Genomic DNA, 12,088 nt, shown 5'->3' with positions numbered 1-12,088 from the left:
TGATCGTCCGCCGCTTGTCCTCCGGCTTCACTCATTCGTTCGCTCCGTGGCTCTCGGCCGCCCACTGCCAGGGGCGGCTAGATCAGGTATACGATCGTGAACAGGATGATCCACACGAGGTCGACGAAGTGCCAATAGAGGCCGAGCACCTCGATCCCGTGTGTGTTGTCCGCGCCCCAGTGCCCGCGCCAGGCACGGATCGTGGCCCACGCGAGGCAGATCACGCCGAGCAGGACGTGGAAGCCGTGGAACCCCGTCATGGTGTAGAAGGTCGCACCGTACAGTCCGGCCGCGGGCGTGAACCCGTGGCTCCCCTGCCAGGATTGGTGCAGCACGAGCTCCGTGTACTCGTACACCTGCACGCCCAGGAAGGTGGCACCGAGCACAGTCGTCGACAGCAACCAGAGCTTGATCCCCTTCTGGTCCCCCATCTGCGCGGCCGCGAACGCTTTCACCATCGTCACGGAACTGCAGATGAGGAGGAAGGTGTTGAACGCGGTTATCGGGACAGCCAGTACCTCGTTCGGTTCCGCCCACGTGTCGGAGGCTCCGAACCGGAGCACGACGTACGAGCCGATCAGGCCCGCGAAGAACATCACCTCCGAGCACAGAAACACCCACATTCCCACCTTCTGGGTGTAGACGTCGAGCCCTCTCTCGGGGGCCCGGCCTGCGGTCGCGGCGTGTGCCATCTCGTCAGTTCCCTTCCGTGCGATTTTAGTGGCTGCCGGCGGCCGGGCTCACGACATCCGGCCGTTCGTTCTGCGCCAGCCAGTCCTTGTCCTCCACATCCGGGTGGCTGTACTCGTGCGGACCGTGGTAGACGACCGGGACTTCTTCCCAGTTGCCGTGCTTGGGCGGCGAGGGCGTCTGCCACTCCAGCGTCGTCGCATTCCACGGATTCGCCTCGGCCTTCCTCCCCTTCTTCAGGCTCCAGAAGAAGTTGAATGCGAACAGGAAGCCCGACGCGAAGAGCCCGAACGCCGCCCACGTGATGATCGCGTTCGTGTCCTCGATGCCCTGCAGGTGCGCGTAGCCGGTGGAGTCGTAGATGCGCCGCATCATCCCCACCATCCCCACGCCGTGCATCGGGAAGAAGACCAGGTTGAAGAAGACGAAGGTGAGCCAGAAGTGGATCTTGCCCATCGTCTCGTTCATCATCCGGCCGAACATCTTCGGATACCAGAAGTAGATCGCCCCGAAGAGCGCGAACAGGCTGCCTCCGAAGAGCACGTAGTGGATGTGCGCCACGATGAAGTACGTGTCGTGGATGTAGATGTCGACCGGCGTGGAGGCCATGAAGACGCCCGACAGGCCGCCGATCGCGAACATGGCCACGAACCCGATCGCGAACAGCATGGCCGAGTGGAGCTGGAGGTTTCCGCGCCACATCGTGCCCATCCAGTTGAACGTCTTGATCGCCGAGGGCACGGCGATGAAGAGCGTCGAGACCGTGAAGGTGAGGCCCAGCATCGGGTTCATCCCGCTCTGGAACATGTGGTGGCCCCACACGATGAAGCCGAGGAAGGCGATCGACACGAGCGCCAGCACCATCGCCTTGTAGCCGAACACCGGCTTCCGCGACCCCACGGAGAGGATCTCGGAGGTGAACCCCATGGCCGGAAGGATGAGGATGTAGACCTCCGGGTGGCCGAAGAACCAGAACAGGTGCTGCCAGAGGAGCGGCTGTCCCCCGCCCTCAGGGAGGAAGAAGCTGGTCCCGATCGTCTGGTCGAAGATGAGCATGATCCCGGCCGCCGACAGGACGGGCATCGCGAGCAGCGCGAGGATGGCCGTGATGAACAGCGACCAGATCGTGAGCGGCATGCGCATCCACGTCATGCCGGGGGCGCGCATGTTGATCGTCGTCGTGATGTAGTTCACCGATCCCAGGATCGATGAGAGCCCGATGAAGACGAGCGCCACGAGCCACAGCACCTGCCCCAGCCCGACACCCGTAAGGTCGGGACGGGCGCTGAGCGGCGCGTACAGCGTCCACCCGGCCCCCGCCGCGCCTCCGACGACGAAGAAACTGGCCAGGGTGAGGATGCCCGCAGGCACCATGGCCCAGAAGGAGAGCATGTTGAGCCGCGGGAACGCCATGTCGTGCGTGCCCAGCTGGAGCGGGATGAGGTAGTTCGCCCACACTCCCACCAGCATCGGCATGATGGCGAGGAAGACCATCACCGAGCCGTGCATCGTGACGAGCGCGTTGTAGAACTCCGGCAGGATGTACCCGCTCGCGACCATGCTCTCGGGGAAGATCCCGCCCAGCGGCAGCTCGCCCCGCGCCGGCCACGCGATCTGGTATCGCATGAGCATCGCGAGCAATCCGCCGATCATGAGGAAAAACAGCGTGTAGATCAGGAACTGAATCGCGATGACCTTGTGGTCGGTCGAGAAGATGTACTTGCGCAGGAAGGACTGCTCATGCTCCTCGTGCAGGATCGCCTGCCCGGTCGCCTCCGCTACGATCGTCGCCATATCAGCCTTTCTCGATCACTGGGCGGCGGCCGGCGCCTGGCTGGCCTGCCAGGCGTCGAAGTCCGCCGCGCTGTGCACGGTCACGCTCGCCATCATGTAGTAGTGGCCCAGGCCACACAGTTCGGCGCACGCGATCTCGAAGTTCCCGGTCTGGGTCGCGTCGAACCACACCGGGATGGTCATCCCCGGCACCGCGTCCTGCTTCACGCGCAGTTCGGGGATGAAGAAGGAGTGGATCACGTCCTCGGACTCGAGCAGGATCGTGATGTCCTCGTTCACCGGGAAGTGAAACTGGTTGCGGACGGTGAAATCGTCCGCCGTTCCCAGCGTCTCGTCGACTCCGGGGTAGGTGATGTTCCACTCGAACTGCTTGCCGACGACGAGGAACTCGAGCGCGTCCGCGGGGCGGTTGGAGCTTCCCTTGATGTCGTCCCACACGAGGGCCGAGTAGGCGCCGAGGATCGCGATGATGATCGCGGGGACCACCGTCCAGATGATCTCCAGCCGGTTCGATCCGTGCGTGTAGTGCGCCCTGGCTCCCTCGCGTCCCCGGTACTTGAAGCAGAACCAGACGATCCCGCCCTCCACGAGGAGGAACGCGATGCCGGTGATGACGAGGATGATCCAGAACAGCTGGTCGATCACGACGCCGAACGTCGAATAATTCGGGGGCAGCGCCCAATCCACGAGCGATCTCCTTCCAGGTGAGCCCTTCGGGTGAGGGGAACGCGAGCGGGACCTGGCACCCGTTCAGGGCCGCCGGGTCCCGCCCCTGTAGTTACTGGGTGCGCTCCACCCGGATGCGATTCGTGCCGTGCTCGAGGACGAGCGCGTCGCCCATGGGGACGTTGGCGCCCGTCATCTCGCCGTTGTAGTCGAACGAGGCCATGGCCGTCTCGCCCGCCGCGACGGTCACGTTCGCCGTCATCGTGCCGAACTCCTCGTGCCACGCCGTCATCGTGTAGTCGCCGGCCGGGACATTTGCGATCGAATAGCTCCCGTCGGCGCCCGTCACCGCGAAGTACGGGTGGTCGACGACGCCGATGTACGCCTGCATCCAGCCGTGCACGTCGCAGCGCACCGGCACCATCACCTCGGCCACCTGGAAGCGCTGTGTGCTCGTGATCCCCGCCCGGGGCTGGCTGATGTTGAAGCCGCGGTTCTCGGTCGGGGTGGCGTTGATGTTGTGGAGCAGGTTGTCGCTGTTCGAGATCTCGATGTCCTGGCCGCTCTGCACGCCGAGCACGTGCGGCGTGTAGCGGCAGTTCACCTGGTCGAGCGCCGCGGCCCCGGACGCGGCCGGCGCGCCGGAGACACCCGCGCTCAGGTAGACGAACACGTTGGCGAGGCCGCCATCGGACACGAGGACGTTCTGGGCCATGGGCCCGTCCGCGCCGTAGCCCGCGGCGCAATCCGCCTCGGCCGACATGTCGATGGCCTCCATCGTCGGGACCATCCCGCCGAAGTTGGCCATGCCCGAGATCGTCCCCACCGTGGACGGATCCACCGCGGCAGCGGCCGGCGCCGCCTCGCCCGCGTCGTCCGCCGCTCCTTCGGACGATCCGCCACCGCCGCCACAGGCGGCCATCGCCGCGATGGCCAGCAAGGCGGCCGAACGGTTCCAGAAATGCGATCGCATTGACTTACCTCCCGTACGAAAAACTGTTGCGCTATCGGCTGTTGAGAGCCCTTCCCCGTTGCTTCACCCGTCCCTCCGACGGTCCTGGGCCCGGCGCACGAGAACGAGACCGAAGGCCCCCGTCAAGAGCATGGCCAGCAGGGGCGTCACGACGACCGTGCTGGATGCCGGAGGTTCGAGCAGAATGTAGTACCACGTGCTCACGGAACTGCGCTTTCCGACCTCGGCGCTGGACCCGTCCCACGCCTGGAACGCGATGGGCGTCGGGGTGCCTTCGGCGAAGTCGAGGCCGTCGCTTTCGACCTCGATCGGGCGGCGGAGATAGAGCGTCCAGCGCCCCTCCTCCCACGTCGCTTCTCCCGCTACCGGGTCCTCCGCAAGCGGTTCGACGGAGTCGAGGCCTCGACCCCGCCCCGCGCCGACCCCGGCCTCCGAATCCCACGTCCACAGGTAAACCGGTTCGCGGGCGTCTCCCATCAGGAAGTACGGCCGGTCGGTGCCCTCCGGCATTTCGAAGGGGAACTGGAGGAGCACCGCATCCGGGGGGCGCACGGTCGGCGCGCCGGCGCTGTCGAGGGCGATGGGTTCCGCGCCGTCCAGGTCGAGCGCGGTCGTGATCTTTTCCTGCCACTCGTCCCAGTTCGGGTCCGGGCTGTTGGACGGGTCGTTCCACTGCACGCGCAGCGCGATGTCGCTTCCGTCGTGAAGCCCCTGCACCCAGAGTCCGTCGACCGTCGGCGAGAAGTTGCGGGGCAGCTGCACGACCTGGCCGGACAGCGGGAAGTAGAAGGCCTCGACGCCCGCCCAGGCCTCCTCGCCGCCGTCGGCCGGGAGCCCGGCCTCGGCGCGCCCCACGCGGATCACGTCGCGCAGCGGCGGCATCTCGCGCGGCCCGAGCGAGGCGAGGTAGTGCGCCAGTTGCCAGACCTCGTCGGGCGAGACGACGCCCGAGTTCATGGCATCGATCGCCGACGGCATCGGCGTGCCGTCCAATCCGGTCAGCATCCGCGTGTGCATGTCCTCGACGCTGCTGCCGCCGTTCAGAACCCATGCCTCCGTGAGGTCGGCGGCGCGAATGGGGAGGCCACGCCAGTCCTCCAGCGTCGGCGCCGAGGTCCCATCGCCGCGCCCGGAAAGGCCGTGGCACTCCTCGCACAGCATCGTGAGATACGCCGCCGCCCCCGCCTCGATCGCGGCGGGACCGCCGCCGGGGTCCGAGCCGAAGTCCAGCGGCTCCGGGGCCGGGCCCTGGCCGAAGAACCTCGAGAAGCTCTTCAGGTAGACGATGAGGTCGTCGATCTCCCCGTCCGTGAGGTTGGGCCAGCCCGGCATCGTCGTACCGGGGAGCCCGTTCTCGATCGCGAACCGGATGTCCGCGTCCGTCGGGAGCTGCCCGCTCCCGGTCGTCCGGACCTGGTAGAGCGCCTGCGTGAAGTCCCGCGGCCGGGGCAGCATCGAGGCGGCGGCGGAGCCGTCCCCCTGCCCCGTCTCGCCGTGACATTCCGCGCACCAGCGGTCGTACACGACCTTGCCCGCGGCGGCCGCGTCCTCCTGCGCCGACAGCGGGGCCGCGGCGGAAAGGGCGAGGATGGCGAACCCGCCAAGCGCGAGCGTCCCGAGGGTCCCGCATCGGAGCGCCCTCATTCGTGCCCCCCTCATTCGTGGCCCCCTTCCCCTTCTTCCTCCCAGGTGCGCGGCGTGAACCCCGTCTGGTCGTAGAGATAGAGGATCGTTGCCCAGATCTCGTCCTGCTCGAGGATCGTCTCCCAGGCCGGCATGGCCGAATCCCACGGCGTCCCTTCGCGCGGGAGGCCGGGGCCGCCCTTGACGATACGCCAGAACACGTAGCTCTCCGTGAGCTGGGGCAGGTTGCCCGAACTCGTGAAGTCGGCGGGGACCGGGTTGAAGGCCGGGGCGTAATGTCCCTGGCCGTCGAGCAGGTCGCCGTGGCAGGGCACGCAGTTGCGGACGTAGATCCGCTTTCCGACCGCCAGGTGCTCCTCGATGGAGCCTTCCTCGTGCAGCGGGTTCTCGAGCCCCGTGAGTTCGATCGTCTCCCCGCGGAAGGTGAGCTGGTTCGGCGGCGCGGGGTGCACGGAGCGCAACGTGGCCGGCGCCGCGTAGCTCGGCCTCACGTTCTGATAGGCGAGCCAGCCGATGAGAACCGGAAGCGCGACCATGAGGATCCCACGCAGCGTCTTCCGGTCGCGCGCGACCATGGTCTCGTGGATCGGCTTCTTGAAGCTCTTCCAGCGCGCTTCGTCCGCGCTCATGTAGAGGACGATGCCCACCAGGACGGTCAGCATGTACTGAAGGATGACCGAAGCCGGCACGGGAGCGCTCGCCACGCCGATCACCGGGAGCACGTATCCGATCACCCACTCGAACGCCACGTAGGACACGACGATGACGATCGCGCCCTGCCAGAACGGATGGGACAGGTAACGCTTCATCGGCTACCTCCCGCGCTGTCGGGCGGGACTTCCGCCGCGTCGCCCGGAGCCTCCGCGCCGCCTCCCGAGCCTCCCACGAAGAAGTCCACCAGCACGTCGAGTTCCACCGGCGACATGAGATCGCCGAAGATCGTCGGCATCGTCCCGGCGAAGGCCGAGTATTCCTCGTTGATCGTCGCCATCGGATCCACGATGCCCTCGCGGACGAAGGCCGGATCCTGTCCCCGCAGCTCCTCGAAGGGGGGAGCGACCATGCCGCCCTCCCCGCCGAGCGCGTGGCAGGCGAGGCAGCCCTGCGCCGTGATCAGCGCAACCGCGTCGACCTGGCTCGGGTCGGTGACGGCGACGGGCGGCGGAGCGGACTCGGCCGCGTCGTCGGCCGCGAGCGCCGCGGCGAAGTCGTCCGCGCTCACCGTGATCTCGCCGCCCTGCGATTCCAGGAAGGCGACGAGCGTCCACAGCTCGGCCTGCGACGAAAGGATGCTCTGATCGATCATGATGGGGTCGAAGCCCTCCACGATGTAGGCCGTCGGGTTGACCAGAGACTCCCAGAGATAGTCCTTGCAGCTTTGCCCCGGGACGCGCGTCGCGCACACGCCGCCCACCACCCCGAGGAGGTCCGGAGCGCGCGTGCCGAGGCCGTGGCACGCCGTGCAGCCGCCCGCCCCCGCGTAGATCTCCTCGCCGATCGCCGCCAGTTCCTCGGGCGGCATGTCCGCGCTGAGCACGATCTCCCGGGGGACCGCCGACTGCACCTGCGGGATCACGTTCGCCACGAAGGTGAACACCGCCAGCGTCGCCACGACCGTGAACAGGATCTTCAGGTTCGTCATCTACTCTTCCCGTCCTCGCACCACCGTCCTTGAGTCCCCGCTCCGGGCCATCGTCCGTCCCCGCTCCCGGTCATCGCCGCTAATCCACGTCGCCCAGGGAGGGCGCCGGCATCGGGTCTCCGAGCGCGGCGCGCCCCTCCCGTCCGGCCGTCACCTTCGCCTCCGCCTCCTGGTACACGGAGCGTTCGGCCAGGCCGCCGAGCCAGAATATGAATCCGACGAGCGCGAAGAAGATGAGCACACAGATGCTGATGATCGTCGCCGCGGGCCCGAGCGCCGGCGTGAAGGCCTGCTCGCTCGTATCCCGGATCACTTCGTAGACGTGCCAATGCTGCCGGATCCCGCTGCGCGCGAAGCCCATCAGCCCCATGAGCCACGTGAAGGTTACGGCGAGGATGAGCAGCGCGTACTGGGACCGGTCCGGCATCCGCCCCCACCGGATCTCGCCCCGGGATTTGGCGCCCCGCAGCATCGCCATGTCGATCCCGATGACGAACAGGATCGTCGCCAGGACCGCGAGCACCTGGTAGACGGAGAAGCCGATCCGCACGATCGCGGTCACGAAGTAGCCGTACACGCCGTAGAACACGACGATGACGGCGCACAGCGCGAAGGCCGCCCCCTGCAGCATCGTCCCCGCGCGCGCCCACGGCACCACGGGATCCTTGTTCGCCCTCCGGTACATGAGGAAGGAGAGGAATGTCGTCAGGATCATCAGGTTGACGGCCGTGTTCTTCGCGCTCATCACCCCGAGCACCTGCAGGAACGGGTGCCGGATCCCTCCCATGGCCGCGATCTCGTCCCGATCTGCGATCATCGTGTTCGGCGTGGCCCACACGATGACCCCGAGGACCAGCACGAGCAGCATCCACTTGATGTAGGGCTGGAACCGTTCCGCCCCCGGAATCCGCCCCATCCCGATCCAGAGGTAGTAGTTGCCCGCGAGGAAGAGGATGCCGATGAGGAAGGCCTGGATGATCCAGAGCCAGCTCATGAAGCCGCCCATCATCGTGATGCCCATCTGCTGGCTGAACTCGTAGATCTCGCGTCCGAGCCAGTAGCCGGCGAAGGGGAGGACGATGAGCGCGCCGATCGCGATCAGGTTGCCGGTGTAGCCCATCCAGTCGTAGTGCGCGCGTTCCTCGTCGGTCTTGCTCGTGAGGAAGCGGTACGCCGCGTAGGCGCCGACGATCGCGCCGCCGAACACCACGTTCGCCAGCAGCCGGTGGATGTTGATCGGCATCCAGGTCGCGTTGTTGATCGCGCTCCACAACTGGACGGTCTGCGGGGCCGTGTCCGCCGTGAGTCCCTCGGGCGGACTCATCATGTAGGTGAGCCACCCGTTCGCGATGAACATGACGATCGTGCCCCACACGTTGAGCATGATCCCCAGGCACCAGTGGGCCTTCTTCGCCGCGCCCTTCTTCCACGCGTCCCACCCGTAGTAGTAGAGGTAGAGCGTGAACGATTCGAGGAAGAAGAGGCCCGCGTACACCCACATCGACGGCGCGAAGATCGCCGTCAGGTACGCCCAGAAGCGCGGGTAGAGCGTCGAGAGGAAGAAGACGAGGATCGCGCCCCAGATCGCGGTCGCGCTGTAGGCCACGAGCAGGAGGCGGGTGAATTCCTTCGCGAGCTTGTCGTACTTCTCATCCCCGCCGAACATCCCGATCGCCTCGATGACGACGGCGAACATCGGTACGCCGAGGACGAACGCGGCGAACAGCAGGTGGAGCTGGGCCGCGATCCAGACCGCGCCGCGACGGTCGAGCCCGAGGAAATTGAACTCCCCGTAGTCGGGTCCGGGCGCCTGCGCGAGGAGCGGGAGGGCGACCGCCAGTGCGAGGGCGGCCAGCAGCACGCCGCGGGTCGCGACGCCACGGGTCAACCAGCGCTTCATCGCTTATCCCCCCGTCCCGCGCTCCGCCGCCTCCGGGCGAAGAAGGGCATCCGTTTCGAGAAGTCCACCGGCATGGCCCGGCGGACCTCGGTCATCGCGTCGATCGTCACTTCCGTGTGCCCGCGCTCGCGCGCGAACTTCTCCACCCGCTCCGCCACCACGCCGCGCACGAAGCTGGGGATGGCATTGAGCCGCGCGGCGGCCTCGGCGCTCCACGGAAGCTCCCGCTCGACCGCCGAACCGTACGTGACCGGCTGCGGAGGCCGGATCGCGTCCGCGATGCCGGGCGCCGGCTCGTAGCCGCAGGAAGGATCGGGACCGAGCAGGTCTCCGTCCACCGCGTAGGCGCGGGCGCGGCAGCCGCCGCACAGCGCGCGGTACTCGCAGCGTCCGCACTTTCCGCCCGGTTCGCCCTCGCGCAGCAGGCGGAAGACGGTCGCCTCGCGCCAGATCTCGCCGAAGGACGCGTCGGAGAGGTCGCCGGCGACCTCCGGCATGTACGGACAGGGCGTCACCTTGCCCTCGGGCGTGATGCGGCAGTACTGGACGCCGCAGGGACAGCGCGTACGGTAGTTCAGGAGCGGCGAGTCCGGATCCTGTTCGTACACGTGCCGCATGAGTTGCGGCTGGCACTTGGAGCGGATCATGAGCCGGCCGCGGTAGTCTCGCTGGAGTTCGGTCAGCCGGGCCACGATCTCGTCGTTCTCCGCGGGGGCGAGGCCGCGCATGCCCTCTCCCCGGCCCGTCTCGACGAGGAAGTAGACGTTGAGGCAGACCGCGCCCTTCGCATCCGCCCAGGCGGCGATGGCATCGAGTTCGCCCCGGTTCCCGCGCGTGACGGTGAACTGGATGAGGAAGTCGAGACGGTGCTCCGCCAGCCGGTCCACTGCGGCGAGCGTGTCCTCGAGCGCGCCCTCGCCGTGCCGGAAACGGTCGTGATAGCGCGGGTCGAGGGAGTCGACGCTCAGGGCGACGCCCTGCACGCCGGCCGCCTTCAGCGAGGCGATGCGGTCATCGGTGAGCCCGGTGCCGTTCGTGCCCACGGTCACGGTGGCGCCGCGTTCGGAGGCATAGCCCGCGATCTCCTCGAGGTCGGAGCGCACGAGGGGCTCCCCCCCGCTGAGGATGAGGAGCGGCGACGGGCTCGTTTCGAGGATCTGGTCGATGACGCGGAAGCAGGCGGCGGTATCGAGTTCCTCCTCGGACGCGTGCCACGACCCGGCGGAGATGTAGCAGTGGGAGCAGGCGAGGTTGCAGCGGCGCGTCAGGTTCCACGCGATCACGTGAGGGATCGCGACATCGGGTTCGGCCTGCGGAGACGCGGCGGCGGGGGCGCCGTCCCAGAGCGGACCGGGTGCGGCGGGGCTCCGGTGCGTGACGGCTTCCGCGGCCAGCGGGGCCCCGGTCACTTCGGGCGCGATCCCTGCTCCGAAGCGGGACGGACGTCCGCTCCCGACTCTTCTCCCAGTTCCGTACGCGCGAACTTCTCGACCGCCGCTCGGGCATCGTCGGGCGACACCATCTTGAAGTCGACGGGACAGTCCGCCGCCTGCTGCTCGATGTCGCGGATCGGACAGCGCGTCACACCGGAGGCCTTCGCCTCCTCGATGAAGCGCTTCATCTCCTCGCTCATGCCGTCGACGCCGGCGGCTTCGGCCCGCGCCTGCTTCGCCTTCAGCTCGTTGAACATCACGAGCATCGTGTCGAGGTCGAACTCGTCGGCCGCGATCATCGCGTCCTTGTTCTCGTCCATCACGACGGTGGTCACGCGCCACATGCCCTGGTCGCGGGCGAAGCGCTCCACCGTGTTCCGGGCGAGGGGACGGGCGATCAGCGGCACGCGCCCCAGGCGTTCGAACGCCTCGTGCGTCCAGACGATCGGGTCGGCGGCCGTGCGGTCGCGCGGAATCTGGTTGTCCGTGACCGGGCACTGCGCCATCACGGGGAGCGGGGCCTCGAAGGCGTCGGCGTCGCTCGTCTCCACGACGGTCCGCTTCATCGCCTCGTCCGCCTTCACCTCGGCGAGGGCGAGTTCCTCCGCATCGCCGATCCCCATCACGAGCTGCATGTGGGTCGGAAGGAGCTTCTTGATCGCCTCGTCGAGGCGTTCGTTCGTCACGACGGGCAACTGGTCGCGATTCCAGAGTTCCGACTTGTCGGCGCTCGCGCGCCCGTTGGCGGCCTGTCCGACCTCCGCGATCGACGGGGCCGCGCCGGTCTCCAGCGCATCGCGCGCCACCTGCGCCGTGCCGCTCACCCCATCGCCCGCCCCGTTGCCGGCCGCCGCGTCTCCATCGGCCGGCGGCGACGCCGCCCGGTACTGCTTCTCGTCCTTCGGATTCGGGACGAAGGCGGCGGCATAACGGCTTCCGGGGCCGTAGTGTTCGAGGACGAACTCCTCGACGGCCTTGCGCGCGATCCCGAGGGCGAACGGCGGCACGCGCAGGATCCTCACCTCCGCTTCGGGCGCCCACTCGAGCCCGGCTTCGCCATCCTCCTCGATCCAGGGGATCTCCTCGGGCCGGACGTTCCCGGTGCCGAGGAGGAGGATGTTCGTGTCCGCGAGAGAGACGAGGTTGTCGGCCTGCGAGCCGAGGTCCGTGCCCTCGATGCGGTGCGAGCCGTGACGGGCCACGACGATGAGGGATGGATCGATCTCCTCGGCCCATTTGAGGAGTACGTCGAACGGCTTCCCGACCAGCACCTGGGTCTCGATCTCGACGTCGGGATACTCGCTCGCCATCACCTCGGCCCGCTTGATGTTCGCCTTGCAGAGACG

General features: G+C 67.7%; 10 protein-coding genes. All 10 read right to left on the bottom strand.

Annotated elements, in window-relative coordinates:
• Nucleotides 1-77 precede the first annotated feature (77 nt).
• On the bottom strand, nt 78-692 hold the full coding sequence (locus OXN85_02985; GenBank protein ID MCY3598925.1) for a cytochrome c oxidase subunit 3: 615 nt from the start codon (nt 690-692) through the stop codon (nt 78-80).
• A gap of 25 nt (nt 693-717) precedes the next feature.
• A complete protein-coding gene (locus tag OXN85_02980; GenBank protein MCY3598924.1) occupies nt 718-2,484 on the bottom strand; it encodes a cbb3-type cytochrome c oxidase subunit I in 1,767 nt (588 codons plus the stop codon).
• A 15-nt stretch (nt 2,485-2,499) separates the two neighbouring features.
• Nucleotides 2,500-3,171: a cytochrome c oxidase subunit II gene (gene coxB / locus OXN85_02975; protein ID MCY3598923.1), complete on the bottom strand. Its 672-nt coding sequence runs from the start codon at nt 3,169-3,171 to the stop codon at nt 2,500-2,502.
• A 91-nt stretch (nt 3,172-3,262) separates the two neighbouring features.
• Nucleotides 3,263-4,123, bottom strand: a complete 861-nt coding sequence (locus OXN85_02970; GenBank protein ID MCY3598922.1) for a carboxypeptidase regulatory-like domain-containing protein — start codon at nt 4,121-4,123, stop codon at nt 3,263-3,265.
• A 63-nt stretch (nt 4,124-4,186) separates the two neighbouring features.
• Nucleotides 4,187-5,767: a c-type cytochrome gene (locus OXN85_02965; GenBank protein ID MCY3598921.1), complete on the bottom strand. Its 1,581-nt coding sequence runs from the start codon at nt 5,765-5,767 to the stop codon at nt 4,187-4,189.
• Nucleotides 5,768-5,778: 11 nt separating this feature from the next.
• Nucleotides 5,779-6,576, bottom strand: coding sequence for a cytochrome c (locus tag OXN85_02960; protein MCY3598920.1), 798 nt, complete (start codon nt 6,574-6,576; stop codon nt 5,779-5,781).
• Entirely contained in the window at nt 6,573-7,409 is an 837-nt protein-coding gene (locus OXN85_02955) for a hypothetical protein (GenBank protein MCY3598919.1), read from the bottom strand. The genes OXN85_02960 and OXN85_02955 overlap by 4 nt, the downstream gene beginning before the upstream one ends.
• A 79-nt stretch (nt 7,410-7,488) precedes the next feature.
• Complete coding sequence (locus tag OXN85_02950) at nt 7,489-9,309, bottom strand: cytochrome ubiquinol oxidase subunit I (protein MCY3598918.1); 1,821 nt, start codon at nt 9,307-9,309, stop codon at nt 7,489-7,491.
• On the bottom strand, nt 9,306-10,718 hold the full coding sequence (locus OXN85_02945; GenBank protein ID MCY3598917.1) for a radical SAM protein: 1,413 nt from the start codon (nt 10,716-10,718) through the stop codon (nt 9,306-9,308). Before OXN85_02945 ends, OXN85_02950 begins: the two co-directional genes overlap by 4 nt.
• Nucleotides 10,715-12,088: universal stress protein (locus tag OXN85_02940; protein ID MCY3598916.1), on the bottom strand; the 1,374-nt coding region annotated here is incomplete at its 5' end. The genes OXN85_02940 and OXN85_02945, both read right to left, overlap by 4 nt.

Origin of the sequence: Candidatus Palauibacter australiensis (assembly GCA_026705295.1) — a bacterium.
GTDB lineage: Bacteria > Gemmatimonadota > Gemmatimonadetes > Palauibacterales > Palauibacteraceae > Palauibacter > Palauibacter australiensis.
The sequence above is the reverse complement of the archived record's forward strand: the minus strand, read 5'-3'. Positions and strand labels throughout refer to the sequence as shown.

Excerpts from the sequence above, each read along its gene's own strand:
- OXN85_02985 (MCY3598925.1), bottom strand. The coding sequence starts at position 692 with ATGGCACACGCCGCGACCGCAGGCCGGGCCCCCGAGAGAGGGCTCGAC.
- OXN85_02980 (MCY3598924.1), bottom strand. The coding sequence starts at position 2,484 with ATGGCGACGATCGTAGCGGAGGCGACCGGGCAGGCGATCCTGCACGAG.
- OXN85_02970 (MCY3598922.1), bottom strand. The coding sequence starts at position 4,123 with ATGCGATCGCATTTCTGGAACCGTTCGGCCGCCTTGCTGGCCATCGCG.
- OXN85_02965 (MCY3598921.1), bottom strand. The coding sequence starts at position 5,767 with ATGAGGGCGCTCCGATGCGGGACCCTCGGGACGCTCGCGCTTGGCGGG.
- OXN85_02960 (MCY3598920.1), bottom strand. The coding sequence starts at position 6,576 with ATGAAGCGTTACCTGTCCCATCCGTTCTGGCAGGGCGCGATCGTCATC.
- OXN85_02955 (MCY3598919.1), bottom strand. The coding sequence starts at position 7,409 with ATGACGAACCTGAAGATCCTGTTCACGGTCGTGGCGACGCTGGCGGTG.
- OXN85_02950 (MCY3598918.1), bottom strand. The coding sequence starts at position 9,309 with ATGAAGCGCTGGTTGACCCGTGGCGTCGCGACCCGCGGCGTGCTGCTG.